Origin of the sequence: Microbacterium sp. WHRI 7836, from assembly GCF_040223885.2 — a bacterium.
Lineage (GTDB): Bacteria > Actinomycetota > Actinomycetes > Actinomycetales > Microbacteriaceae > Microbacterium > Microbacterium oxydans.
The window spans coordinates 666150-691964 of the sequence record NZ_CP168171.1 but is presented as its reverse complement, the minus strand read 5'-3'; the positions used below and the strand labels follow the sequence as shown (position 1 = coordinate 691964).

The window sequence follows — 25815 nt, the reverse complement described above, 5'->3', positions numbered from 1 at the left end:
ATGACCACCAGCGTCGCGGAGCTTCCGATCAGGCGCTCCTGCGCCCGCTATGCCTTTTCTATGTGCGAGGAATCGACCGGCGGACGCAGCACCAGCACCACCACGACTCCGACGAGGATGAGGGCGGTGAGCGTCACCGGAACCGGCAGCACGGGGTCGAGCAACACCAGCACCGCCGCGACCGGGACGACCGTGTTCACGACACGATCCGCGTTCTCACGGATGGCGATCCACCAGATGCCCACCAGGAAGATCGCGATCGGGATGGTGACCGTGAACGATGCGGCGATGTTCGACAGATGGCTCTTCCCGGTCAGGACGTCGAGCTCCACCTCGATGCCCGCCGAGAAGGCGGCCGCCGCCGCGAAGACGAAGTAGTGCGTGTATCCGTAGCGCAGCGACCGCGCGAAGCTCGAGATGGCACGGTGATGCGGCGGCCAGAAATAGATCCACCAGAGAGACGCCGTCACGACGAGCGTCAACACCGAGATCGCGATCAGCGGCCCGAGACTCTCGACCTTGTCGAGCGCATCGATGATCGCGTTCGCCGAGGCCAGCAGGCTCTCGCCGAGCACGATGAGCGTGAAGAGTCCGTAGCGCTCGGTGATGTGATGCGGATGCCACGGATTCTGCTTGCGGAACTCGGCGAACACCGGGACGCTGATCTCGATCAGGGCGAACAGCACGAACGCGGCGATCTGCAGGGGGCCGGTGGGTATGAGGAGGAACAGGATCCACAGCACCTGGACGGCAGCGATGCCGAACGCGTACCGTCGCGTCACCGACCGCAGCTGACCGGCCGACCGCGACGCCCGCAGCCACTGCGCCACCATCGCCACGCGCATCACGACGTACCCGAGCACCGGAACGGTGAAGTCCCCCTCGTTGAACGCTCGGGGGATGCCGGCCGCGAAGACGAGGACGCCGCCCATCTGCACGAAGGTCGTGACGCGGTAGAGCCAGTCGTCCGTGTCGAACGATGTGGCGAACCAGGTGAAGTTCATCCAGGCCCACCAGATCGCGAAGAACAGCATCGCATAGGACGTGATGCCGTGCAGGAACTCTCCTTCGCTGAGGGCGTGGTGCAGCTGAGCGGAGGCGATGCTCACCGCCACCACGAAGACGAGGTCGAAGAAGAGCTCGAGCGGACTCGCGGTGCGATGCGGCTGCGCCGGGTCGCGCGGCAGCATGGTTCGCAGCTGGAAGCGTGGATTGTCGATGTTCGCGGTCACCGCGACAGGATAGCTCTCCGGCGGCTGCTTCCCGCAGCCGCCGTTCATCCAATCAACAGAATTACCTTCCGGTGCAGCCGGTGTTCCGCTACACTGAGTCGAGTCTGCAGTGCCTGCTGTCAGCGATCACCGTGTGGGACGGTGAGAACGCACTCCGTGATGTGGGAATCATGGGGAGTTTCAGCAGGACCCGAGGGGTCGGGACGCAGACGAAAGCCGTGAACGTGGGGTTCATGGTCTGGGGAAACTGGGGAAACACATGTCGCACTGGGGATTTCTGCGTACATTCACGGCTCATGGGGCCTCGGCATGACTTCCGTCGAGGATGCCCTGAGCATCGCTCGTACGGGCTTCGTGCCGGTCGCGGCTCCGCGAGCCACGAAGTCGGTGACGCGCACGGTGGTCACGCCGCGCGCTTCGGCGACTCTGGAACGGCGCCGTCAGTGGGAACGTCGCTATCGGATGCAGCTGCGGATCACGGATGCGGCCGTCATCCTGTTCGCACTCGGTCTGACAGCAGCGGTCCAGCTGGTGAACGGCGTCTCCGGGCCTGAGGTCCTCCGCGACGGCATTCCGCTCGCCGCGCTGTGGTACCTCCTGCTGAGCGCGCTGCACACGCGGGACGCCGCGTTGTTCCGCGCCAGCGCCACCGAGTACCGCGGCGTCGTGCACGCCACGGGACTCGCGTTCGGGATCATCGCCATCGTGGCGGTGCTGCTCGCCTGGAAGACGATGCAACTGACGCTGCTGCTGGGGCTGCCCGTCGGTGTGCTGACTCTCCTGGTGACCAGGTGGCTGTGGCGTCACTGGCTGCAGAAGCAGCGATCCCAGGGAAGGTTCGCCTCCCGCACCCTCGTCGTCGGCAATAGGGACGACGTGGAGTATGTGGTCCGGACGCTGCACCCGATCGGCGCATCCGGCTACCAGGTGGTCGGCGCAACGCTGCTCGACGGCAACGCTCGCGACATCGTGATCGACGACACGCGGTTCCCGGTCCTGGGGAACGTGAACTCCGTGTCGTCGGTCGCGGCCGAGGTCGGTGCCGACACGATCATCGTGGCGAGCCGCCCCGAGGGCGAGCCCGAGTTCGTGAAGCAGCTCAGCTGGCAGCTGGAAGGGACCGCCGCCGAGCTCGTGCTCTCGAGTCGCCTCACCGACGTCGCGGGTCCGCGGATCTCCTTCGCGCCGGTGGAGGGACTGCCGCTGATCCAGGTGCAGATCCCCACCTATGAAGGTGGCCAGCACCTGCTCAAGCGCGCCCTCGACATCGCCGTGGCCACGGTCGCGCTGATTCCCATCGCGCTGCTGGCTCCCGTGCTCGCGCTGCTGATCAAGCTGGACTCCCCCGGTCCGGTCTTCTTCTTCCAGGAGCGGGTCGGCCGCGACGGTCGACGGTTCAAGATGGTCAAGTTCCGGTCGATGAAGACGGACGCCGAGCAGCAGCTCGCCCTGCTCAAGGAGCAGAACCAGGGCGCCGGACTCCTGTTCAAGATGAAGGACGACCCCCGCGTCACCCGGGTCGGCCGAGTGCTGCGCAAGCTCTCCCTCGACGAGCTGCCGCAGTTCTGGAACGTCCTCATCGGCGACATGAGCGTGGTGGGGCCTCGGCCGCCGCTGCCCAGCGAGGTCACCGCCTACGACGGCACCGTCTTCCGTCGCCTGTACATCAAGCCGGGGATCACGGGGCTGTGGCAGGTCTCCGGTCGGAGCGACCTCTCCTGGGACGAGAGTGTCCGGCTCGACCTGCGCTACGTCGAGAACTGGTCCGTGATGAACGACCTGCAGATCATGTGGCGCACCGCCAAGGTCATGGTGCAGCCCAGCGGGGCATACTGATCGGATGAGCAATTCGAACCGCCTCACCATCGCGATGGTGGGGACCAGAGGAGTGCCCGCAGCATACGGCGGCTTCGAGACCGCCATCGAAGAGGTCGGACGCCGTCTCGCCGACCGCGGACACGACGTCGTCGTGTACACCCGCGGCTCCGAGCGGCGCGAGAAGGAGTACCTCGGTATGAGGGTCGTGCACCTTCCCGCGATCCCGGTGAAGCAGATCGAGACGCTGAGCCACACGGGGCTGTCGGCTCTGCACCTCATGTTCCGGCGGCGGCCGGATGCGACCTTCGTCTTCAACGCGGCGAACTCCCCGTTCCTGCCCCTGCTGCGATTGCGCCGCGCGCCGGTCGCCCTGCATATGGATGGACTCGAATGGCGACGCTCGAAGTGGGGTCCGCGCGGCAAGGCGTACTACCGCTGGGCTGAGCAGTTCGGGGTGCGCACGGCCGATGCGCTGATCGCGGATGCGCCCGGGATCGCCGACTACTACCGGCACCAGTTCGACGTTCCGACCGAGCTCATCCGCTACGGTGCCCCGATCCTCGACCAGCTCCCGGAACGTGGCGTCGCCGAGATGGACCTCACCCCTGAGGGGTATCACCTGGTCGTCGCACGGTTCGAACCGGAGAACCATGTGCTCGAGATCGTCCGGGGTTACCGCGACAGCGACGCGAAGCTGCCGCTCGTCGTCGTCGGCTCGGCGCCCTACAGCGCGGGGTACACCCAGGAGATCCAGCGTGTGGCGGACGGCGACGACCGCATCCGTCTCGTGGGGGGCGTCTATGACCAGGAGCTGCTCGATGCGCTCTATGCGAATGCGCTCACGTATCTGCACGGCCACTCTGTGGGCGGCACCAACCCCTCGCTCCTGCGCGCCATGGGGGCCGGGACCGCTGTCATCGGCTTCGATGTCCCCTTCAACCGCGAGGTACTCGACGGCAACGGGTGGTTCTTCGCGGATGCCGCCCAGGTCGCCGAGCAGGTGATGGCCGCCGAATCCGACCCGGCAGCGACCGCGGCCAAGGGCACCGCCGTGCAGGAGATCGCCCGCACCCGCTTCCGCTGGGATGATGTCGCGGACGAGTACGAGGCACTCGCGCAGCGGATCTCCGAAGGTGCGACCATTCACCCCTCAGCCAGGCGGGCACGCCGACGGTCGACGGACTGGGCGCCCGTTCGCGCCGAATCGAGCACTTCGTGAGCAACGAGTCGAAGCGACCGACCGTCCTACTCGTCCACCCCGGCGCCGAGATGTTCGGGTCCGATCGCATGCTCCTGGAGAGTGCCATCGGCCTCGTCGAATCGGGGGTGCGTGTCGTCGTCGCTCTGCCGAGTTCCGGCCTTCTCGTGAACGAGTTGCGCGCGGCCGGCGCAGAGGTCGTCATCCTGCCGATGCTCGTGCTCCGCAAAGTGCTGCTCACCCCGCGCGGACTGCCGAGGCTGTTCCGAGACACGTTCCAAGGGCTGGGCGCTGCCTGGCGGCTGATCGGCCGGCTGCGTCCCGACGTCGTGTACGTCTCGACGATCATCATCCCCGAGTGGCCGCTGATCGCCCGGCTGCGCGGAGTCCGCACCGTGAGCCACGTGCATGAAGCCGAGGCCTCGGGCAACAGGATCGTCAATGCTCTCCTCTACTCCCCCCATCTGGCCTCCCATCAGACCCTCGTGAACAGCCGGTTCAGTCTGGACACCATCCGCACCGCGCTCCCCGCCCTGGCCCGGCGCTCGCACGTGGTGTACAACGGCGTCGCTTCTCCCCCGCAGCCGCTGTCTCCCCGTCCCCGCACAGAGGGCCCCCTCCGCGTGCTCTACATCGGGCGTCTCTCCCCCCGCAAGGGCCCCGATCTCGTGATCGCGGCGGCCTCACGCCTCCACTCCGCCGGGCGCGCGGTGGAGGTCACCCTCCTCGGCGCGGTCTTCGAGGGCTACGAGTGGTTCGAACGCGACCTTCGTGCACAGGCGTCCGAGGCCGGGGTCACCGTCGACTTCGCCGGATTCCACACCGACATCTGGCCGTTCCTCGAGCAGGCCGATGTGCTGCTCGTGCCATCACGCGTCGACGAACCCTTCGGGAACACCGCCGTCGAAGGCGTCCTCGCCCTGCGACCGGTGATCGCGAGCGACAGCAGCGGACTCCGGGAAGCAGCAGGCGGTTACGGCACGGCGAGGCTCGTCGCGGCCGGCGATGCGGAGGCGATCGCTTCCGCGCTGACCGACATCGACGCCCGGTGGGATGAGATCGTCTCGACCGTCGCAGACAGCCGCGCCGAGGCCCTGCGCAGGCACGCGCCTCAGGTCTACCGCTCGAGCATCTCGACGCATCTCCTGGGCTGACCCGCACCCCGGTCTGCCACACCCTCCGGCGGGTCAGAGTTCTCGCTACACCTGTTCCAGCTCGCCCACGGTGAGCCGCTTCTTGTTCCGGACGATGTAGATCGAGAACGGAATCAGCTGGCACACGACGAGGGCGAACGCGACGCCGATCAGGGGTCCTGCGATGCCCAGCACAGGAGTGAGCACGAACGAGAGGGTGATGCCCACGGCCGCCATGCTGAGCGTGGGGATCACCTGGAAGCGGATTCCCGGCTTGTCCATGATGAACATCCCCAGGGGGTACACGGCCGCCGTCATCATGATCATCAGACCGAAGGCGAAGATCGTGCTCGTGCGCACCGTCAGCTCGCCCTGGGTGATGAACCCGAACAGCCACGGGCCGACGAGCCACACCATCACAGTCGCGACGCCGATCGCCGCAGCGAACAAGACCGACAGCAGGAACGGCCCACGCCGGAGGTCACCGTCGTGGCGGCTCTTCGCGAAGTGCGGCCAGAGCGCGAGTCCACCGGCCATCACGAGTCCGTTGAGGGCGAAGAACACCTGGCCCGCCACGCCGTACTCGGCGACGTCGGTGGGTCCGCCCAGCTGAGCGATCACGTAGCGCTGCGAGCCGACGGCGATCGGATACGTCACCATCTGGGCGAGCATCGGCCACCCGACGTCCATCACCCGCACGCCCGGGTAGCGGCGAGGATGCAGGACCATCCGGGCGGCCGAGGGGATCAGCGGCGAAGTCGTGCGAGCCGTGATGAGGATGCCGAGCACGGATACCAGGAAAGACGCGCCGAAGGAGGCGATCGCCACGAAGGAATGGAGATTCTCGCCACCGAAGGTGAGCATCAGCCAGACGCCCGTCATCGTGAGCGGCGAGATCAGCCCCTGGAGGAGGATCACGATGTGGTTGCGACGCTGGCCCAGCATGATCCGCGCCCACACCCCGAGCGGGATGCCGAGACAGAAGATCGTGACGCAGTAGAAAGCGGCCAACGAGGCACCCGGTCGCCCTCCGGCTTCACCGAACACCAGCTCCCAGGCACCCGTGAGCACGAGGACCGTGTTGATCGCCATCGCCGTGGCGGCGAAGGTGAGCAGCACCCGGCCGACGGAGGTGAGCTGGTACCGCAGCTTCTCGTCGGTGCGCACGTTCGTGCTGGTCGCGACAGCGTTGACGAGGACCGCGCCGCTGCCGAGGTCTGTGAACGTCAGCAGCGAGGGGATGGTCGTCAACAACGTGTACAGGGCGAAGCTGTCGACGCCGGCGCCGCCGATGATCATCCGGGTCGTGATGACGCCGCAGACCAGCGCGATGACCATCGTCAGCGCACGCGCGCCGACAGCGAGAAGAGAACCCATGTTTACATCGTCACCGGGGCAGGGCTCCCAGTGTCGTGCTGCTGCCGGGGAGTCGCGATACTGAGGCGATGTCAGACGGCACCGGCACCGCCACCGACCCCTGCGTCGCGGCGAACTGCGGCAGCAGGGCGAAGCCGGCGTCGACCACCGGGGCTCCCTCGACGAACTGCGACCGTCGATCCTGCCCCGTGGCCGCGGTGAACGCGGCCAGCGTATCCGTCACCGCGGGGTCTCTCGAGACGGAACCCTTCGACCACGCGGAGAACCAGCGGGGGGTGCCCGGTGACGTGCGGTGATAGAGGTTTCCGTTGACGCTCGACATCATCTGCGAACCCGTGTACTGCAAGGAGAAGTCCTGGACGCAGACCAGGCAGTTGCCCGCGCTCTCGGCCACGATGTTGTTCGATGCCACGATGTTCCTCGTGATCCAGGACGCCTCGGGTGCGTACCGCGTCCGCGGGTCGTGCCCCGGCGTGTTCGGGTCGGAGGCGCGGCGGGCGTCCATCGCGATGCTGATGTTCCGGTTCCCGTTGCCGACCAGCGTGTTGTTCCAGATCTTGACGCTGCCGGAGTTCAGCACCCACAGGCCGAACTCTCCGTTTCGGGCGATGACGTTGTCGGCGATGACCGCACGTTCCGACAGCTCCACCATCACGCCATGCCCTGTGTTGCCGATCACATCGTTCCCGGTGAACGCGATATCGAGCACGGACTCGTCGAACCATGGTCCGCGGCCGTCGTTCCCGGTGAACGCGCTGTCCGTGACGGTCACCCCCCTGGTGCGGGTGACCTTGAACGCGCCGGACACCGGTGCGTCGTTGAAGTGCTCCATGTTGTTGCCCACGGAGAGCATCTGCGTCACGGTCAGTCCGTCGGCCTGCGATGCGCCGCCGCCCAGCAGACCGTTGCCGATCAGGGAGACACGGGTCAGCGTGGTCGCCGGCGCCCACGAGTAGAAGCCTGTGGTCGAGTTGTCGCGGATCGTCACATCGGTGAGCGACACGTGCGGTGCAGCGGCGATGACCGTGCCCATCTGCGGGACGCTGGTGGCGTATCGGCGCACTCCGATCCCGCGCACCTCGGTCCCTGCGGAGCGGATGGAGAGCGCCTGCGTGAGCACGCTCGCCTCGACCGACTTGCCCGACGGGTTCGTTCCGATCACCAGACGCTTGGCGGAATCGTCGACGAAGAAAGTGCCTTCTGCGACCTGGGCGACGGATGCGACCTCGCGCAGCTGGACTCCTGCCACCCAGACCTGATCCGGGTGCGCGGCCATCGGGTGCGCCGGATCGACGAATCTCCACTCCGCCGCCGTGTTGTCGGGCGCGCCCTTCGTGTAGGTCGGACTCGCATCGAGGGCTGTGTTCCAGCCGTCGACGAACCAGGTGCTTCCCGAGGCCTTCCAGCCGGTGACCGGCTCGGCGCCGTCGAACCACACGGACTCGTTGGGCGCCGGCTGGATGGTGACCCGCTTCTGCGCGGGCACCACGACCTCTTCGTGGTACGAGCCGCCACGCAGGACGATCGTCCCCCCGTTAGGGACGATGCGGAGCGCGGCAGCGACCGACTTGACCGGTGCGTTCCTGGTGCCGGAGGCTCCGTCGAACCCTGCGGGTGAGACGTAGACGGCCGTCGCCGGAGCTTCGTACACGAGCGTCCCTGGGGCTTTGGCCCCTGGTTCGCCGCGCAGGCCCTCAGGCGTCACGGGAGGCACCGGCTCGGGTTCAGGGGCCGGCGTGGGCTCCGGGGCCGGTGTGGGCTCGGGAGCAGGTGTGGGCTCCGGAGACGGGGTCGGCTCAGACGGGGTCGGCGTGGGCTCGGGAGCCGGAGTGGGCTCCGGAGCCGGAGTGGGCTCAGGAGCCGGCGTGGGCTCCGGAGCCGGAGTGGGCTCAGGGGCGGGTGAGGGCTCCGGGGACGGCGCGGGCGCGGTCACCGCGAAGTCGTCGATTCCCACCGGAACAGCAGCCCTGGCCCCGGAGGACGTGTAGAGCGCGAAGCCGTATCCTCCTGCGGACTGAATCCGCGCGTTCGAGTCGTCGGAGTACGTCACCTGCCAATCCGCCGGCTCCGCGGCGTTCGACTCCCAGGCCTTGGCCGCCAGCGCCACCGGACTCGTGCCGGCGACGCTGAACGCCACCGTCAGCGTGTCACCGCCCGTCACGGTGAGGGGAAGCCGACGCTCGGCCAGATGCTGCACGCGCATGAGGTCGGTGAGCCGCACGACCGATACGTAGGCCGAGCCGTCGGGATGGACGCGCACGCGCACCCCGTACGAGTCGGCGCCGGACACCCGGACCGCCTGGGAGAGGTAGAGCGGCCCTCCCACGGGCAGCTCGGGAACGGTCAGCGAGAACCGGCTGTCCACATCAGCGGCGACCGCACCGTCGATGGTGGCCCTGGCGGTGATACCCGGCTTGCGACTCGCGAGCAGCGCCTGCTCGCCGGTCACGCTCGCCGTCGCTTCCACGACACGCCATGGGCCGTCGGGCGAGGACCCCCACCCCGAGTCGACCGTGCGATCCATGTCGTCGGCGATGACGGGAGCGTCCGTGGCATCGGCGGACTGTGCGAGGAGCGGAGCGTCGTCGGCCAGTGCCGACGCAGGAACGGCTGTCAGCGCCGTCGTGAGCGCGACGGCAGCGGTCAGCACTCCTGCGAGCATCGTGCGGGTGCGTCGCCGGGGCGGACTCGAAGTCTCGCGTGAGGTGCGGTCGAGGAGCGGAGTGGGCACGGTGTCACCGTCTTCTGGGGCAGATTCATGATCACCCCGCAGCTCCGCCGCAGTTTCAACCCCGGGCAGCAAAGTGCGAGTCCCCCTCGCAACTCATGAAGAATACCCCGGTCATCCCGGCGAAGACAAACGGAAACGGCGAGGCACCGATATACTTCGTCGCTTCCGCGACCCGAGGGGCCTCGGATGTCGCCTCAGTCGCTGTAGTACTCGCTGCGGTGACGATCCGGCCGGGCGCGGTTCAGAACCGTGCCGAGGATGCGGGCACCGCCCGACTCGAGCGACTTGATGCTCTTGGCGAGAGCGGCGCGGCGCGTCTTCGTCGCGTCGACCACGAGGATCACGCCGTCGGTCTGGGTGGCGAAGAGGTTGGCGTCGGCCACGCTGAGGATCGGCGGGGAATCGATGACCACGTAGTCGTACTCCGCTGCGGCGAAGTCGAGGAGCTGGTTCATGCGCGCCGACGTCAGGAGCTCCGCCGGATTCGGCGGGATGGTACCTGCGGGCAGGATATCGAGCGTGCTGTCGGCGACACTGTGCTTGGCGACCTCGAACTCGACTTCGTCCAGCAGCACGCTGGTCAGACCGATCGAGCCGTCGATGCCCGCGTGCTCGTGCGCCCGCGGCCGCCGCATGTCGGCGTCGATCAGCAGCACCGAGTTGCGCAGACCGGCGAGGGTCATGGCCAGGTTGACCGAGATGGTCGACTTGCCCTCCGCCGGCATGCCCGACGTCACCAGCAGCACCTTCACCCGCGAGGAGACGTTCGCGTAGGCCAGAGCCGAACGGATACGGCGGAACTCCTCCGAGGTGTGGCCGAGCGGCTCCTGCGCGACGGCGATGCCCCGCAGGGCCAGGAGAGGCGACTTCGAGACGACGCCCAGAACAGGGTCGCCACCCGCCTCCGTCAGCGTCTCCTCGTTGCGCATACGGGTGTCGAGCACTCCGATGAGCACCGCGATGGCGAGGCCCAGGACGCCCCCGAGGAAGCCTCCGAGAAGGGCATCGCGCGGCTTGCTCGGCGTGAACTGGAACTCAGGCACGACCGCGTCGTCGATGACCTGCGCCGTGATCGTCGATTCGCCCTGCGGGTCCTTGGGCGCCACGTCCTTGACCACGATGATGAGCTGGTCCGCCACGGCATCGGCCAGCTCGGCCGCTGCCTTCGGATCATCCGTGATCCCCGTGATCCGCAACGTGACCGTGCTCTGGGGGATCGTGACCTCGATGTCCCTTGCGAGGGCTCGCGGAGTCGTGTCGAGCCCCAGCTCCTCGATGACGGGGTCAAGCACCCGCGAGCTGGTCGCCAACTGGGCGAACGACAGCATCTGGCTCTGCGTGTACACAGAGCCCTGGTTGAGGTCAGAGGCGCTGGTTCCCTGATTCAGGGCGAAGTACAACGAGGTCGTCGCCTGGAACAGGGGGGTCTGCAACGAGGCGTACCCGAAGGACCCTGCAGCCCCGACGACCGCGCAGAGCACGATCGCCCACCAGAACTTGCGCAACGAGCTGGCGATCACGCGCAGACTCACCCGGCTCTCGCCCATGACTCCCCATTCCCCCTGAGACTTCGATTCTAGAGGTGTTCGTTCCTGCGACCTCATGATTGTGCAGGGGGCTTCCCGACGAGGCGCTGCCGGTGCACGGGTCCGAGCCCGTCTTGGAGTGCTTCCTCTGACTGCTGCCCCCCTCTGCCGATCACGTCCGCGTCGCGCGCCCACGTGATCGCCAGGCCCACGCAGAACCAGAGGAACATGCTGTACTGCGTGATCAACGCCACCACCACGAGGCTCGGCAGCTGTCCGACGACGGCGATCGACGCCGGGCTCCTGGTCGAGCGTCGTACGGTCATGATCGCCGCGCAGACCAGGGCGGCCATGATCAGCAGTGTGGGGACGTACCCGTACCGGAGCAGAGTGAGGACGAGCGCGTTGTCGACGGAGCGCGCGAAGTAGCCGAGGTAGTAGTCCCCCGAGACGAGCGAGTGCCAGTCCCCCGGGTTGCCGAAGAGCTGCACCTGCTGGAGGAGCACCAGGAGATCGGTCCGGTAGTCCGCGCTGCCGCCCGCCTCGTCACCCGCCGCCCCGAAGACGGAGTCGATGATCGGGATGGCGATGGCGGTGCCGATGACACCGGCCGTGACGACGGCGACCCGGAACCGCGTGGACACCCCGACGATGAGGAACGTGGACAGCACCAGCGTGAGCACGAGGGTGAGCTGTCCGGCGCGGCTGAACGTCAGCACCGTCGCCACCGCGACGATCACCACGCCGCCGATCTTCGGGATCAGCCGCCACTTCGTCGCCACGATGAACGCCGACGACATCGCCAGCGCCGCTCCCAGGGCGATCGAGTGGCCGAACGCGCCCTCGACCCTCAGCACCCCGCCGCGTTCCTGGAGAGGACTCCAGGTGTCGTAGACCACGCCGGATCCGGGGATCAGGACGAAGGGATTAAGGGAGGTGAAGAACTCGATGATGCCGAGGACGGCTGCCACGATGGCGACGACCGCGATCGTCGACGTGACCCATTCCGGCGCGACCCGGGCGAGCACCACGCGTCCCCAGAGATAGGGGATGACCCATTCGAGCAGAGCGGCGACGAGCGACGGGAGATCGACCGTTCCGAAGCCGTACAGCCCGACGATCACGATGACGAATGCCACGACCCAGGCATCTGCGGCGCGCAGCGGGACGACCGACCAGTTGACGATGATCATCAGGGCGGTCAGCAGCGTGATCGCGGCCCAGTAGAAGCCGATGTTGACGCCGACCCAGAGCGGCACGAAGAAGAGGACGCAGGCCCAGCCCACGAACGCCGTGCGCGGCAGCAGCCTGAGCACGAACACGACGATGGCCACTGCTGCGATTCCTCCGACGGCGAGGAGCGCGATCGGAACAGCAGTGGCCATGCGTCAGGATCTTACTGGGGCGCGGTGACGCGGAACGAATCGAACGAGACGTTCAGGGGCGCCGTGGAGCTGCCCGACCGGTTGCCGCTGAGACCGACGGAACCCGCAGCGAGCGGAGTCGTGTCCGTCGCGTTGATCTGCCAGTTCGCGGGCTCTGTCGTGCCGGTCGCCCAGATCTTCGCCGAGATGGCGGTGGAGGCCGATCCGGTGACGGAGACCTTGAGGCTGTACGACGTGTTCGCCGCCCACACGAGTCCGGGTACCGCCTGCGTCAGCAGCACCGTTCCCTCGCGGTGGACCACGAGCCAGACGGTTCCGTCAGGACGGAGCCACGCACGGGCGAAGTACTTCCCGGCAGCGGTCTGCCTCGCGATCACGCCGACGTAGGCGCCGCCAGCGGCAGGAGCCTGGTCGACGCGGAACTGCGTCTCGAGGATCGCGTCGCCGATCGAGGTCGAGTTGAGCGTGGCGTGGCGGGTGTCCCCCGCGACCAGACTCAGCTTGCCCTGGCCGTCAGCGACGGTCGCCGCCGCCTGCGAACCGCCGGCGATCGTCCACGCTCCGCCCGTGACCGCGGTTCCCCAGCCGGGCCCCGCCGTGCGGTCGAACTCATCGCTCGCGAGCGCGGCCGGGTTGGGCTGAGGCTGCGGGTCGACCGGCGGTGCCGTGACCGTGACCTGCTGGGTCGCGGTGTGGGTGGCCCCCTTGTCGTCCGTCACCGTGAGGGTCACCGTGTAGGTGCCCGCCGCGGTGTACGCCCGCGAGCTGGTCGCCCCCGTGCCCGTCGATCCGTCTCCGAAGTTCCAGGCATAGGAGGCGATGGTGCCGTCCGAGTCGGTCGATGCCCCACCGTTGACGTTCACGGTCAGCCCCGTGGTCGTCGCCGTGAAGGCCGCGGTCGGCGGCACGTTCGGCTGCGGCTGCGGCTCCGGCTGCGGCTCGGGCTGCGGTGTCGCCGCCCCGAGGTTCTTCAGCGTGAAGTCGTCGAAGCTCGCCAGGTTGGTGCCGGTCGCGCTGCCTGCGCGGTAGGAGAAGACCGTCGGCGCCCCCGCGACCTGCAAGGCGGGCGTCGTGTCCGTCGTGGAGAGCTGCCAGTTGGCGGGCTCCGCAGCTCCGGCAGCCCACAGCTTCGCGCGGATGGTCGTCGTCCCGGACCCCGTCGTCTCCATGGCGAGGTTGAACGTGCTTCCCGCGGTCCAGGTGAGACCGGCGACGGCGGTGCTGGCGATCGCGGTTCCGTTGCGGTGGATCACGAGCCACGTGGTCCCGTCCGCCCGGTGCCACGCGAGTGCGCGGTACCCGTTGGAGCCGGAGCGACGTGCACCGAGTCCTTCGTAGGCCACACCCGTCGACGGGCCGGAGGCCAGCGTGTAGGTGATGCGCGCGGACGTGTCGAGGAGAGACGTTCCCTGCAGCAGCATCTCGCGCGTCTCACCCGGCGTGAGGTTCACCTTGCCGACGCCGTCGCCGACGGAGGTGACGGCGGCCGAACCGCTCATCGGCGCCCAGGTGCCGCCGATGTCGGCCGCGCCCCATCCGCTCGACACGACACGACCGAAGGAGTCGGACGCGGCGAACACCTGAGCCTGGACGGTCACGGACTTCGTGACGCTGGCCGATCCGCCGAGGCTGTCGGTCACCGTGAGCGTGATGTCGTGCGCACCGGGCTGGGCGTAGGTGTGACCGGCGGTCGCACCGCTGCCCGCGGCTGTGCCGTCACCCCAGTTCCAGGAGTACGACAGCGTCGCGCCGTCGGAGGCGCTCGAGCCCGCGGCCGAGACGTCCACGTTCATCCCCGACGCCGTCGCGGTGAAGGTAGCGACCGGATTCGCGTGGGTCGTGACGGACTCCCGCGTCGTCGTCGCCGTGCCACCGCGGTTGTCGGTGACCGTCAGAGTGACCGTGCGCGTGCCCGCCGAGGCGTACACATGGCTGGCGACCTGGCCGGAGGACGTCGAACCGTCGCCCCAGTTCCAGTCGTACGAGGCGATCGTGCCGTCCGAATCGGTCGATGCCGAGGCGTCGGCCGAGACCGAGAGCCCGGTGCCCGACAGCTCGAAGGACGCGGTCGGAAGGACGTTGGCCGCCTGCACCGTGACGGGGTTCTCCGTCGTGGTGGCCAGGCCGTTGCTGTCGGTCACGGTGAGCTTGACGGTGTACGTGCCCGCCGCCGTGTAGGTGTGCGACACCGTCTTACCCGTCGCGGTGGCCGAGTCGTCCCCGAAGTCCCAGCGGTAGCCGGTGATCGTGGCCGAGCCGGTCGGCGCGGACGTGCTGGCGTCGAATGCCACGGCGAGATCCGTCGGCGTCGAGGTGAAGGCCGCGGTCGGCGGCTGGAAGCCCTTGCCGATGCCGTAGTGGGTCTGCACCTGCGCGGCGGTGAGCGCGTAGGGGTACACCGCGACCTCGTCGAGAGCTCCCTTGAAGTTGCTCGAGCTCGGTGCGGAGGGCCAGCTGTTGAGGTTGTCCCCGCCGACACGCCAGTACCCGACGTAGTTCTCGGCGGTGGTCGCGCCGGCCGCGGACGAGACGAGCACGCCGTCGATGTACAGCTTCATGCCGTCAGCGCTCTGCGTGGCCACCGCATGGTGCCAGGCGTTGTTGTTCAGCGCCGTGGTGTTCTGGATCGTCTGCGTGCTGCCGTTGTAGGTGCCGAACACCAGACGCCCGTTGTTCGTCATGTAGAGATGACGGTCGTAGCTCGTGGAGTCGCCCGAGGCCGCCGACCCGTAGCCGAGCAGCTTGCCACCGGTGGTGGTGTTGGTCTTGAACCACAGCTCCGTGGAGAACTCCGTCGATGCGGCGATCTTGTCGGTCGAAGAGGCTCGCCCCGACGAGGTTCCGCTGAACGTCGATGCGCCGGTCGCGGTGTTCTCCACGCCCGAAGCCGACGACGTCACGCCGGAGCCGAACACGGGAGGGTTCGCGCCCGCCCAGTCCTGCGCCGCGGTGCCCAGCGGGTAGTAGAGCTGCGGGTTGTCGGCCGAGATCGCGTTCGTGTAGCTCGAGACCGTTCCCGATGCGACCGTGACGCTCATGGCCTGGCTGCTGACGGTGTTTCCCGCGCTGTCCTTGGCGCTGACCGTGTACTCCTGCTGCGATCCCGGTGTCGCCGTCTTGTCCTCGAGGGTGACGGACGGCCGGTTCCACCACGTGCCGTTGGCTGTGGTCGTGGCGACCGGCGTGGCCGTGCCGGTGCGACGGAGCTCGTACGTGAGCGTCAGATCGTCGCGGTCCCAGTTGGCCGGGATCGACACCCGGACGCGACCGGGGATGAACGACTGCGCCGTGCCGGTCCAGTTCGCCGCCGCGAGACGGGGACCGTCCTTGGCTCCGCCAGGGGGGTTCGTCGAGAAGCGCACGAGTCCCTCGAAGCGGCCGTTGTTCACGGACCGGAACTCACCGCCGATCGAGATCATGTTGCCTGCGCCCGTGATCGACAGACCGGCCTGTCCCATGCCCGTCGTCACACCGACGGCCCAGTCGGGCGTCCAGGCGTAGGGCGACGGTGCAGGAGTGCCCGCCCAGTTCTTGTAGGTGCCGCCGGCTGCGGGCTGGTTGCCCAGCGAGCCGCGAGCATCCGCCGTGTACGCCTCCGAGTAGCGGTGCGTGCGCGGGTTCTGCTCCGGGTGCAGGCTCATCGTGCCGCACGCGTGCGTGTGGCTGGTCGTGTAGACGACCTTGCCGGTGGAGTACACGCCGTAGTGGTCCCCGAGGCAGTCGGCGATCCAGCGGACCTGGCCCGTCCCTGCTTCCGCCGCGAAGGTCCCCTCCAGGTTTCCCGTGGCGGCGTCGGCGTAGACCCAGCCGGTGCCGTACACGGCCTTGTCGTCGGCGGCGAGACCGAAGATGCCGGCCTTGCCGGAGTTCGAGCCCGTGTTCGAGCCGTTCTTGACCGTCTGCGGGAGTGCCCAGGACGTGTCGACCGCGCCGGTCGCCTTGTCCAGTGCCACGGTTCCGCGCATCGTCAGGTCGCCGTTGACCTGCGAGAAGCGCCCGGCGGCGATGACGTTCTGCCCCGCGGGGTCCATGACCATCGCGTCGACCTGGAGGTCGGTCTGCGGCGCCCAGCTCAACAGGGCTCCGTTGGCGGCGTTGAAGCCGGCGAGGTTCTTACGGGCGGTGCCGTTGCCCTGCGTGAACAGCCCGCCCACGTAGACGCTGGTGCCGGAGGTTGCGAGGGCGTAGACACCGCTGCCGCCGATCGACGGGTTGAAGCCGGCCACGAGCTGGCCGGTCACGGCATCGAGGGCCGCGAAGTTCCAGCGGGCCTGACCGTTGACGGAGTTGAACGATCCGCCGATGTAGATGCGGCTGCCGTCCGGCGACGCGGCGACGGCCTTGATCACACCGTTCACCTGCGGCGCGAACGAGAGCAGCTGACCCGTGTTGATGTCGTAGGCGAGCACGTTGGAGCGGGCCGTCAGGCTCGTTCCCGGCGTGGCGAGCGGGGCCCTGGCGTTGTCGAACTTGCCGACCGCATAGACGGTCGACCCGATCATCGTCTGCGCCCAGACGTAGCCGTTGTCGATCTGCACCGTCGGAATCGGATCCGAGGTGACGACGTTGTCGTCACGCTGCAGCAGAGGCGGTGGGGTCGAGGGGACGTCTGCTGACGCCGCCTGCGCTCCCAGTGTCGTCATGCCTGCGACGAGCAACGCCGCCGTCACGACAGACGCGAGTGCGCTCAGCGCTCGCCTCGTGGTCGATGTGTTCCCCATAGTGACTCCCCAGCCGCCAGTTTTCTTCTTCGAAAATGAGTTAGTGCAAATGAAAAACGAAAGTGATGCGAGTGATTACGTGCGCGTCAGGACAGCTGGCCGGCGAAGGTGGCCACCGGCTCGCCTGCGGCGTAGTTGACGCTGATCTTCACCGAGCGCCCCTGCGTCGGATCGAGCATGAAGACGTAGGTGCCGGTGGTCTTCGCGCCCGCGGCGACCTCACCCTGCAGGGGTTCGTTCGGGCCGGCAGTCGTGGAGACCCCGATGTCGCCGTCGTCCGTGACGAGACTGACGACCGCGGAGTCGACGCTCTGCGCACGCTTCGAGTCGTTGGCCACGGTCAGCGTGACGACCACGGCGGGTCCGGCGTACTCGCCGGGCGTCTCGGGCTTGATCGTCGTGGTCGAGATCTTGTCGATCGTGACGACCATGTCGGTGGAGAGGGAGATGGGCGCGTCGAGCGCTCCGTTCTCCTCTGTGAGCGCCGGGCCTTCCGTGGGCCCCTGGGCCTCGGTGTCGGCGGGCGGCGTCCAGTCGGTGGTGCTGGTGCCTGCCGGCGCCGGCGATTCCGAAGCGCTCGGCGCGGCAGCGGTGCAACCGGCCGTCACGAGTGCCAGCGCCACCAGAGGCGCGACGAAGATCGCGCGTCGTGAGCGCGAAGTGCCGTCCCCAGAACGGCATGATGAAACGTTGAACACTGCAGCTCCCCAGAACCCAGATTCCTCAATCCCGAAGCCCCCTCGGCTTCAGGTCCCCTTCAACCGCGCGGAACGCGGCGTCGGCTAATCCTAGTGTGAGGTCTGGAAAACCACAAGTGCCCGGTCAGGACGCGTGTCGACGATGGCCCGTGAGCTGTGCGAGGACCGTCGCGATGGCGGCATCGACCTCGTGGATCGTCTCCAGGTGACCGCGACTCCCGTGCCGATCGGCGATGCTCGTCGGATCGACGGTCCCCCGGGCCTGGAACAGCTGACGCAGGCGTGCCCCGGGGCCCCCAGGCGGTGTCAGCGGGACGGCGCGGGAACGTGCACGGTCGAGGTGCGCCACGTACTCCACCACGCGGTCGGAGGCGGAGGACGAGAAGCCCTCCCCCAGATGGGCGGCTTCCTTGATCGTGAACATCCAGTCACGCGAACGCGGTGCCATCCTCACCAGTTCGCCACGGATGTCGCGCGATGCGGTCAGCACGATGCTCGCCTGCTCGACCTGCTCGATCGTCACCGGCTGCGCCCGATGCTCCTGCGCCCAGGCCTGCCATTCCTCGTCCTCATGGACCGAGGCCACCGCCGCGCAGATCGGGTCGCCGGCGTTCGCCCGCACACCGGCACTGCTCACGGTGATGGGGGAATCCGCGCCGAGCCCGCGACGAAGAGCCAGCTCGGCCAACGGCGACCGGCACACGTTAGCCGCGCACACGACCAGGATCTTCTCGTGCGTCATGCGGAGGCACCGAGCCTTCCGATCTCGCGGAACCACTTCACCGCGGCGAGCGCGAGGAACAGGACAGCGGCCAGGCACAGAGCGCCGTAGCCGACGAGGAATGCCGGCGTCCACCCCCACAGCACGAACACGAGGCACACCAGCCCGAAGTCCGTCGGCAGCAGGATGAGCGAGCGCAGCAGGGTCCCGCCTCCTCGCTCGTGGGTCGACGCCACCGCGTGCTTGCCCTTGAGTAGATCGTTCAGGAGCATTCCCGAGAACGTGGTCGTGGCGACGATGCTGAACACGATCGGGATCAGCAGGAGAAGAGGCGTGTCGGGAAGCACCCGATAGAGCCCGATCAGCACGGCGAGGTGTAGGGAGGCGATCTTGAGCGTGTCGATGAAGTGATCGAGCCACTCGCCCTGGGGGCTTCCCCCGCCGCGCAGACGCGCCACCTGACCGTCGGCCGAGTCCCAGGCGTAGCCGAGCACCAGCAGCAGAGCGATCAGGAGGCCCATGGGCACGTTCACGGGGCCGAACGCGATGAGGCCGATCGCGATGAAGGAGTGCACCGCGCTGATGATCGACACCTGGTTCGGGGTGAGACCGATCCGATACGCGACGGCGGCGAGCACCCGACCGATGCGCCGATTGACGTACACCGAGTAGGCGGGCGCCCCACGAGCGTGCCCCTTCTGCGCGCGTGCGAGACGGTGATAGGCGTCTACGACCATTTCCTGCCCTTCTGGCCCGAGGTGTGCGTCCGCGCGATCCGTCGGGCTTCGCGCACACCGCGAAGATAGGCCCGGATCGGAGCGGGCGACTGGATCAGCTGTCGTCGGCCACCGCGGAGGATGACCTCCCTGGCGGTGCGCGGGATGGACCGGCGCCAGCGCTGCACGGCCTCGTCATCGAGATGGCGCACGGCGTAGAGCATCCGATTGCGGATGTTGTAGTAGTAGTAGCCCTCGGACTTGGCGCGTGAGGTCTCGGGCTCCGCGCGCTGCGTGCCTCCCTCGTCGTGCACGGCCCTGGCGTCCTCGACGAGGGCCAGCGATCCGCCGGCCGACACGACACGACGCGAGAAGTCGACGTCCTCCCAGTAGAGGAAGTATTCGTCGTCGAACCCGCCGGCGAGATCCCAGACCTCGCGCGTGATCCACAGGCAGGCCCCGCTCAACCATGGTTCGAACGGCTGGGTGTCCCCGGCGTCGCGCTTGCGGCGTGCGCGCATGGTGCCGTCGGCGAGCAGGAGATCGATCCCGGCGAACCAGGTCTTGCCGTCCGAGTCCGTGATGACCGGTGAGGCGAGAGTCGTGCGCTCGGCGTCGGTGGCTGCGGCCAGTCGGCGCAGCGACGCGCGATCGATGTGCGCGTCCGGATTGATCACGAGGACGTCGGTGGCACCCTCGGCGAGCGCGCGCGTCACCCCGATGTTGACCCCGCCGCCGAAGCCCGAGTTGGATCGCGGTTCGATCAGGAGCCAGCCCTGCGCGTCGGCGATCGTCGCGGCAGCGCGCCGTTCTTCGGCGTTCGACCAGTTGTCGACGACGATGACGAGCGCATGCTGATCGATCGCGCGCGCCTCGCGCTCCACCATCACCAGGTTGCGCTCGAGCAACCCCGCCGAGGCGTAGTTGACCACGACCACGGCAAGCCGTCCGTGCTCGATTGACACGCGATCCTCCCCCCGGATCCGGATCACGGATCGCCTCGGGTCGCCGGTCGAATTCCCCAGAGTCGCGACCGACGTCGACTCCCAGGTGAACGACTATACGCGAGAGCTTCCTCGACGAGCGGCTTCAGGGGTTCACGATACGATGAGCCGGCGTCGGAGTCGAGGCGCGATACTGCCATGGGGATGGGGCGGATGACCAGGGGACCGGAATCGAACGACATGATCAGAGTGACGATCGGCGTACCCACGTACCGGAGGCCGGAGCTGCTCCGAGCGCTGCTGCGCACGCTTCCCGAGCGGATCGCCGAGTGCGCAGACCTCGGGGTCACGGTGGACGTGCTGGTGGTGGACAACGATCCCTCCGGCTCCGCCAGGGAGGTGGCCGCCGGTGCGAGCGTCCCGGTCCGCTACGTCGTCGAACCCGAGCCGGGGATCGTCGCCGCTCGCAACCGCCTCCTGGACGAGTGCGCCGACCGCGACCTGCTGGCCTTCATCGACGACGACGAGGTCCCGCGAGAGCGGTGGCTCTCCGCGCTCATCGAGGTGTGGCGCGAACACGGCGCCGATGCCGTGATGGGGCGCGTGATCTCCGTCTTCGACGAGGACGTCGACCCGTGGCTCCTCGCATCCGGCACCTTCCGACGGCCGCCAAGGGAGACGGGCACCGTGCTCCAGGTGGCAGCGGCGGGCAACCTGCTGCTGGACCTCCGCTCCATCCGGCGGCTCGGTCTGCGGTTCGACCCTTCGCTCGGTCTCGGCGGCGGCGAGGACACACTCTTCTCCCGGCAGCTCGCCCGCCGAGGCGGCTTGATCGTGTGGTGCAACGAGTCCGAGACGGAAGACCTCGTCGTCGCCGCGCGCCTGAGCCGCGCCTGGGCGGCACAGCGTGCCTTCAGCTCGGCGAACGCGGGCACCCGCATCCAGCTCCAGCTCACCGACGGGAAGTTCCGCCGCGGGGTGCTGCGACTGCGGGCTCTGGTCGGAGGCGTGGCCCGTATCGTCGTCGGCGCCCTGCGGAGAGCCTTCGGCGCCCTGACCTCGAACATCACCCATCACGCCAGGGGAACCCGGCTCATGCACCGCGGACGGGGCACGATCGCCGCCGCCCTCGGTCGACGCTACGACGAGTACCGACGCCCATCGGAGGATGACGCCACCATGACCGTTCCCGGATCGACCATCCGCGTGATGCAGTCGTTGGGCGCTCCCCGTCCGACGACGAACCCGTACAACAAGATGCTCGACGAAGCACTGGGCTCGACCGAGGGCCTCACGCGTCTGCGGTTCTCGTGGGGCACTGCGCTGTTCGGGCGCTACGACGCCTTCCACTGGCACTGGCCGGAGGCGAAGCTGCACGGATCCACCTGGTGGAAGTCCACGGGCAAGTATCTGCTCACCGCCGCGCTCGTCTTCCGTCACCGCCTGTCGCGTCGGATCGCCGTGGTGCGCACGGTGCACAACATCGAGCTGCCGGACGACAACGCGCCGCGCCTGTGGCTGCTGCGTTTCATCGACCGCCACACCGACTACCGGATCGTCATCAACGAGACCACCCCGCTCGCGCCCGGCACGCCGCACAGCTTGATCCTGCACGGCGACTACCGCGGCTGGTACGCGAAGTTCCCCGCTGCGGAGAAGGTTCGGGGCCAGCTCGGCTCCTTCGGCGGGATCCGCCGCTATAAGGGCCTCGAGGGGTTCATCGACGCCTATGCGGAGGCTGTCGCGGTGGAACCGGCTTTGAGCCTGCGGATCGGCGGACGCCCGTCCACCCCCGAGCTCGGCGATGACCTCCGTGCACGGACGGCAGACCTCCCCGGAGTGAGCCTGCACCTCGACTTCCTGAGCGATGCCGAGCTCGTGCAGCTCGCGACGTCTTCCGACCTCATCGTGCTGGCCTACCGGTTCATGCACAACTCGGGCAGCGTGCTCGCCGCCCTGTCGATGGACCGACCCGTGCTCGTGCCCCGCAACGAGGCGAACGAAGCGCTCGGACGCGAAGTCGGTCAGGAGTGGGTGCTCATGTACGACGGAGACCTCGATGCTCCGACCGTGGTGGAGGCGTGGCGGGCGGCGACCACGCTGACGGGTTCGCCCGACCTCTCCCGACGGGACTGGGCCGATGCAGGCCGTGCCCACGCCGACGCGTTCCGCGCGGCCGTGCGAGTGAAGCGACGCGGCGCGAAGCGCTAGACGACGGTGGGCCGCGACGCGGTCACCTCGGGGTCAGCAGCCCCCGCACCAGGGCGGCGACCATCACTTGCGTGGTGAACTGCCGCTCGACCTCGATGCGCCCGTTCCGCCCGAGCTCGGCGGCGCGCTCGGGGTGATCGAGAAGACGGAGCAGCGCGAGGGCGAGCTCGGCGGGATCCTCAGCGGGAACGAGGTGACCGGTGCGCCCCTCACCGACGTACTGGCGCATCCCCGGGGTATCGGAGACCACGACCGGACGGGCCGTCGCGAGGGCTTCGAGCGCGACAGTCATCCCGGATGCGTGGAGGTTCTCCCTGGTCGGAACGACCACGACGCTCGCCGTGGCATAGAGGTCACGCAGCTCGGCGTGCGGCAGATGGCGGACGACCCGCACCCCCTCCGGCGGGTCGAGGTCCGAACGGGTCTGCACGACCACGTCCGTCTCCGGACGGATGGCGAGCACACGCGCGAGCGCCGCGAAGAGAGTCGCCGGGTCGCGGTCTCTGTCGTTGCCGGCGCTGACGATGCACGGCCGCGCCGGGTAGGGCCTCGCGACGAAGAAGGAGCTGTCGATGCCGAAGGGCACCGCGAACACCCGCGTCTGCGTTCCCCCCAGCATCGTGCGCAGCGGCTCGACCTGCGCCTCGCTGAGCACCCAGGCGGCCTCCGCCCTGCGCAGCATCGCCAGCATCCGCTCCGGTGCTCCGTCTGTCTCGGCCATGTCGGTGAGCCAGATCACGCCGGTGGCGAAGCGATCCCGCGGGTGCGTGGTCTGCATCCGATAGGCCGTGTTCTCATCCCAGGTGAGCGCAAGACCGCGGGCGGGACGCGGCCCCAGGGAGAGTCGCGAGCGAGCCCGTGCGATTCTGCTCGGCGGGGCGAGGTCGACCACCTCCACGGCCGCGTGGTCGCGTAGCGCATCGAAGCCGTACGGCCAGACACTGGGCACCTCTCCCCTGGCGTGGCTCTGCTCCCAGGCGCGCGCCGACTGTTCGGCTCGATGCGCCCAGGTGAGAGTCAGGGAGGGACTGCCCTCGGATTCCACGAGCCAACTATGGACCTCGCCACGGATCCTGGCAAGAGAGAAGTTCCGGAGACCGCTTCGCTCTGCCTTCGAGCCCCGCCTTCGCGCTCCGGCGCTAGAGCTCGCCGGGCTTCATCACCTCGGCGTCGATCGCCCTGATCACGCGTTGCGCCGCGGTGTCGGTGGGCGGCTCGACGCCGACCGCATGGTCCTTGCTCCGACGCTTCGGCGCGTACACGACGAGCGAGTGGAACAGGAACCGGGCGAAGAACGCCACGATGAGCGAGAGGCCTGTCGCGACGACGCTCGAGATGTGCCACGACTCGACCATCAGCGCCATCACCGGGATGCGCAGAGCCGCCTCGACGTTGTTGAAGGCGAAGGAGCTGGCGAAGCGGATGCCGAGACCACGGGCATCCGTGCGCATGTCGGCGAACACGAACCGCTCCTGCAGCAGGAAGTTGCCGATGATCGTGACCTCGGCTCCGATGATCGCCGCCCAGATGTACGGCACGCCCGCGGCCGTCAGCACCCACATGATGCCGAGGTTCGCTGCTGCTCCGATCACGCCGATCAGTGCGAACAGCGACATCTTGCCGAAGCGCAGTCGCGCGAGGTGCTCGAGGAACATCGCCCCCTGACGCAGGCTCGCCTTCGAGGTGCCATGGCGACGCTCGGCGAACTCCATCGGCACCTCGGTGATGCGCATGTCGTTGCGGGCCAGGACCTCCAGGAGGATCTTGAAACCGCGAGGCTGGAGCGTGGAGAGGTCGAGGCGCGCGCGGTCGACGAGGAAGAAACCGGTCATCGGGTCGGTGCTGTGGGCCAGGCGGATCGGGAACATGGCCCTGGTGAGCCAGGTCGCCACGCGGGAGACGCCGAAGCGCACCGCCGTGCCGAGACCGCTCGTATCCCCTCCGCCGACGTAGCGCGACGCGGCGACGACATCGGCGTCCCCCTGCGCATACCGGGCGAGGAGGGCGGGGAGGAGCTCGGGCGGATGCTGGAGATCGCCGTCCATCACGATGCAGACGTCGGCCGCGGCAGCCCCGAGCCCGACGACGACCGCGCCGCCCAGACCCCCGGTGTTCTCGGAGCGGTGGAGCACGCGCACGGGGATCGGCGCGTCCGCCGCGACCCTGGCGATCTCGACTGCCGTATCGTCCGTGCTGTCGTCGACGAACAGGATCTCCGCGTCCCACCCGTCGAGCGCTGCGGCCGTGCGCGCCACGAGCTCGGCGACGTTGTCGCGCTCGTTGAACGTCGGCACGATGACCGTGACCCGTGCCCCCACGTCCGCCCCCTGTCCCTCACGCGCATCGCGTGCGGCCTCCATCGTTCCACGGGTTCCTATGCGGAAGGAAACCCGAACCTGCTAGACTCTCGAACCGCGGCTGTGGGAGTCGCGGAGCGGATGGGGATCCGCTTACTGGGGAATTACTGATCTGGGGAGATCATGGGGACGCGTATCGGCTATGCCGTTGGTGCTTTCGACCTGTTTCACGTCGGGCATCTGAATCTACTTCGTCACGCCAAGCAGCACTGCGACATTCTGATCGCCGGTGTCGTCAGCGACGAGATGCTGCGTCAGGTGAAGGGCATCGAGCCCGTCATCCCGACCGCGGAGCGTGCGGAGATCGTGAAGCACATCTCGTTCGTCGACGACGTCTACGTCGAGACGACGCCTTCGAAGATGGACTCGTGGCGCGACGTGCAGTTCACGCACTTCTTCAAGGGCGACGACTGGCGCGGCACCGACAAGGGCCTGCGCTTGGAGCGCGAGTTCGCCGAGGTCGGGGTCGAGGTCGTGTACTTCCCGTACACGGCGCACACGTCGAGTTCGTCGCTGCGCCGCGCCCTCGACGCGATCACCGCCGGGGCGAACGCTCCCGCCGTCGCCTCGGTGCGCTGAGCGCCTGAGCGGTCACCGGGGTCACCCGGTCGATCCGCCCGGTCTGCCTTCGCGCAGCTCAATTGGCCCTCGCGCAGCTCAATTGGCGACGCCGAGGAGGCTCCGCGCCATGCGGGCCACGTGCGGTGGCGTGTGCGGCCCGAGCCAGACCGTCCACTGCGAAGGCGGCTCGCTGCAGGCCCATTCGACACACCAGGCATGCACCGCGTTCGCAAGCCTCTCTCCTCGCGTGTGGGCCCTGGTACCGTCTCCGCGAACCAGCCACCGCACCGACACCCCGTCGGGGACGTCGATGTGTCGGAACTGGATACGCGCCGCCGCCTCGAGGATGACGACCCCCTGGGCGTCCCACGGCAGCCGCGCGGCGATGCGTGCGATGAACCCGGCATCGGCCGCATCGCCGGCGATGAGCACGGCACCCTCGATGTCGTCCCAGTCGGGGTCTTCCAGGTGTTCGCATGCGCCCAT

General features: G+C 68.3%; 18 protein-coding genes. 5 read left to right on the top strand and 13 right to left on the bottom strand.

Annotated elements, in window-relative coordinates; all coding sequences use genetic code 11:
- Window positions 1–47: 47 nt before the first annotated feature.
- Complete coding sequence (locus ABRP18_RS03175; RefSeq protein ID WP_349885749.1) at window positions 48–1190, bottom strand: low temperature requirement protein A; 1143 nt, start codon at window positions 1188–1190, stop codon at window positions 48–50.
- 351 nt (window positions 1191–1541) lie between these two features.
- Between ABRP18_RS03175 and ABRP18_RS03170 the strand changes: the two genes are divergently transcribed.
- From ABRP18_RS03170 to ABRP18_RS03160, 3 genes are read left to right on the top strand one after another with little or no spacing between them, the layout of a single operon-like run.
- A complete protein-coding gene (locus ABRP18_RS03170) occupies window positions 1542–3068 on the top strand; it encodes a sugar transferase (protein WP_349885523.1) in 1527 nt (508 codons plus the stop codon).
- Window positions 3069–3072: 4 nt separating this feature from the next.
- Complete coding sequence (locus ABRP18_RS03165; RefSeq protein WP_061018774.1) at window positions 3073–4269, top strand: glycosyltransferase; 1197 nt, start codon at window positions 3073–3075, stop codon at window positions 4267–4269.
- Window positions 4266–5402 (top strand): glycosyltransferase, encoded by a 1137-nt coding sequence (locus ABRP18_RS03160; protein ID WP_349885522.1) that lies wholly within the window; start codon window positions 4266–4268, stop codon window positions 5400–5402. Before ABRP18_RS03165 ends, ABRP18_RS03160 begins: the two co-directional genes overlap by 4 nt.
- 45 nt (window positions 5403–5447) lie before the next feature.
- Here the strand turns inward: ABRP18_RS03160 and ABRP18_RS03155 are convergent, their stop codons facing one another.
- The 9 genes from ABRP18_RS03155 to ABRP18_RS03115 all read right to left on the bottom strand — a co-directional run bounded on the left by ABRP18_RS03155 (window position 5448) and on the right by ABRP18_RS03115 (window position 20221).
- Window positions 5448–6758 carry a lipopolysaccharide biosynthesis protein gene (locus ABRP18_RS03155; protein WP_046746651.1) on the bottom strand — a complete coding sequence of 437 codons (1311 nt, stop codon included), beginning with the start codon at window positions 6756–6758 and terminating at the stop codon, window positions 5448–5450.
- Window positions 6759–6768: 10 nt separating this feature from the next.
- Window positions 6769–9489, bottom strand: a complete 2721-nt coding sequence (locus ABRP18_RS03150; protein WP_349885521.1) for a right-handed parallel beta-helix repeat-containing protein — start codon at window positions 9487–9489, stop codon at window positions 6769–6771.
- 194 nt (window positions 9490–9683) lie between these two features.
- Window positions 9684–11036, bottom strand: a complete 1353-nt coding sequence (locus ABRP18_RS03145; RefSeq protein ID WP_349885520.1) for a polysaccharide biosynthesis tyrosine autokinase — start codon at window positions 11034–11036, stop codon at window positions 9684–9686.
- 53 nt (window positions 11037–11089) lie between these two features.
- Window positions 11090–12400 (bottom strand): hypothetical protein, encoded by a 1311-nt coding sequence (locus tag ABRP18_RS03140; protein ID WP_061017332.1) that lies wholly within the window; start codon window positions 12398–12400, stop codon window positions 11090–11092.
- 11 nt (window positions 12401–12411) lie between these two features.
- Window positions 12412–17121, bottom strand: a complete 4710-nt coding sequence (locus tag ABRP18_RS03135; RefSeq protein WP_227751424.1) for a PKD domain-containing protein — start codon at window positions 17119–17121, stop codon at window positions 12412–12414.
- An 86-nt stretch (window positions 17122–17207) separates the two neighbouring features.
- Entirely contained in the window at window positions 17208–17744 is a 537-nt protein-coding gene (locus tag ABRP18_RS03130) for a DUF4352 domain-containing protein (protein WP_113681754.1), read from the bottom strand.
- A gap of 199 nt (window positions 17745–17943) precedes the next feature.
- Window positions 17944–18561 carry a protein tyrosine phosphatase gene (locus tag ABRP18_RS03125; RefSeq protein ID WP_193762707.1) on the bottom strand — a complete coding sequence of 206 codons (618 nt, stop codon included), beginning with the start codon at window positions 18559–18561 and terminating at the stop codon, window positions 17944–17946.
- Window positions 18558–19277, bottom strand: coding sequence for a CDP-alcohol phosphatidyltransferase family protein (locus ABRP18_RS03120; RefSeq protein ID WP_046746653.1), 720 nt, complete (start codon window positions 19275–19277; stop codon window positions 18558–18560). The genes ABRP18_RS03125 and ABRP18_RS03120 overlap by 4 nt, the downstream gene beginning before the upstream one ends.
- Window positions 19268–20221: a glycosyltransferase family 2 protein gene (locus tag ABRP18_RS03115; RefSeq protein WP_242868636.1), complete on the bottom strand. Its 954-nt coding sequence runs from the start codon at window positions 20219–20221 to the stop codon at window positions 19268–19270. Before ABRP18_RS03115 ends, ABRP18_RS03120 begins: the two co-directional genes overlap by 10 nt.
- Before the next feature lie 192 nt (window positions 20222–20413).
- Here ABRP18_RS03115 and ABRP18_RS03110 point away from each other — a divergent pair, with 192 nt between their 5' ends.
- A complete protein-coding gene (locus ABRP18_RS03110; RefSeq protein WP_349885519.1) occupies window positions 20414–22411 on the top strand; it encodes a glycosyltransferase in 1998 nt (665 codons plus the stop codon).
- 22 nt (window positions 22412–22433) lie between these two features.
- Here the strand turns inward: ABRP18_RS03110 and ABRP18_RS03105 are convergent, their stop codons facing one another.
- Together ABRP18_RS03105 and ABRP18_RS03100 are read right to left on the bottom strand one after the other, a co-directional pair.
- Entirely contained in the window at window positions 22434–23456 is a 1023-nt protein-coding gene (locus ABRP18_RS03105) for a glycosyltransferase family 4 protein (protein ID WP_349885518.1), read from the bottom strand.
- Window positions 23457–23550: 94 nt separating this feature from the next.
- Window positions 23551–24771: a glycosyltransferase gene (locus ABRP18_RS03100; protein ID WP_349885517.1), complete on the bottom strand. Its 1221-nt coding sequence runs from the start codon at window positions 24769–24771 to the stop codon at window positions 23551–23553.
- Between the two features lie 120 nt (window positions 24772–24891).
- On the opposite strand from ABRP18_RS03100, the gene ABRP18_RS03095 reads away from it, so the two are divergent.
- Window positions 24892–25347 carry an adenylyltransferase/cytidyltransferase family protein gene (locus ABRP18_RS03095; protein ID WP_046746655.1) on the top strand — a complete coding sequence of 152 codons (456 nt, stop codon included), beginning with the start codon at window positions 24892–24894 and terminating at the stop codon, window positions 25345–25347.
- 78 nt (window positions 25348–25425) lie between these two features.
- Here ABRP18_RS03095 and ABRP18_RS03090 read toward each other — a convergent pair whose 3' ends face one another.
- The gene (locus ABRP18_RS03090; RefSeq protein ID WP_046746656.1) at window positions 25426–25815 is read right to left on the bottom strand and encodes an SIP domain-containing protein; all 390 of its coding nucleotides are present in this window, start codon (window positions 25813–25815) and stop codon (window positions 25426–25428) included.

Bases quoted from the DNA above. Each gene is read 5' to 3' on its own strand.
- ABRP18_RS03175 (WP_349885749.1), bottom strand. From the start codon at position 1,190: ATGCTGCCGCGCGACCCGGCGCAGCCGCATCGCACCGCGAGTCCGCTC.
- ABRP18_RS03170 (WP_349885523.1), top strand. From the start codon at position 1,542: ATGACTTCCGTCGAGGATGCCCTGAGCATCGCTCGTACGGGCTTCGTG.
- ABRP18_RS03165 (WP_061018774.1), top strand. From the start codon at position 3,073: ATGAGCAATTCGAACCGCCTCACCATCGCGATGGTGGGGACCAGAGGA.
- ABRP18_RS03155 (WP_046746651.1), bottom strand. From the start codon at position 6,758: ATGGGTTCTCTTCTCGCTGTCGGCGCGCGTGCGCTGACGATGGTCATC.
- ABRP18_RS03145 (WP_349885520.1), bottom strand. From the start codon at position 11,036: ATGGGCGAGAGCCGGGTGAGTCTGCGCGTGATCGCCAGCTCGTTGCGC.
- ABRP18_RS03140 (WP_061017332.1), bottom strand. From the start codon at position 12,400: ATGGCCACTGCTGTTCCGATCGCGCTCCTCGCCGTCGGAGGAATCGCA.
- ABRP18_RS03135 (WP_227751424.1), bottom strand. From the start codon at position 17,121: ATGGGGAACACATCGACCACGAGGCGAGCGCTGAGCGCACTCGCGTCT.
- ABRP18_RS03125 (WP_193762707.1), bottom strand. From the start codon at position 18,561: ATGACGCACGAGAAGATCCTGGTCGTGTGCGCGGCTAACGTGTGCCGG.
- ABRP18_RS03120 (WP_046746653.1), bottom strand. From the start codon at position 19,277: ATGGTCGTAGACGCCTATCACCGTCTCGCACGCGCGCAGAAGGGGCAC.
- ABRP18_RS03110 (WP_349885519.1), top strand. From the start codon at position 20,414: ATGACCAGGGGACCGGAATCGAACGACATGATCAGAGTGACGATCGGC.
- ABRP18_RS03100 (WP_349885517.1), bottom strand. From the start codon at position 24,771: ATGGAGGCCGCACGCGATGCGCGTGAGGGACAGGGGGCGGACGTGGGG.
- ABRP18_RS03095 (WP_046746655.1), top strand. From the start codon at position 24,892: ATGGGGACGCGTATCGGCTATGCCGTTGGTGCTTTCGACCTGTTTCAC.
- ABRP18_RS03090 (WP_046746656.1), bottom strand. From the start codon at position 25,815: ATGGGCGCATGCGAACACCTGGAAGACCCCGACTGGGACGACATCGAG.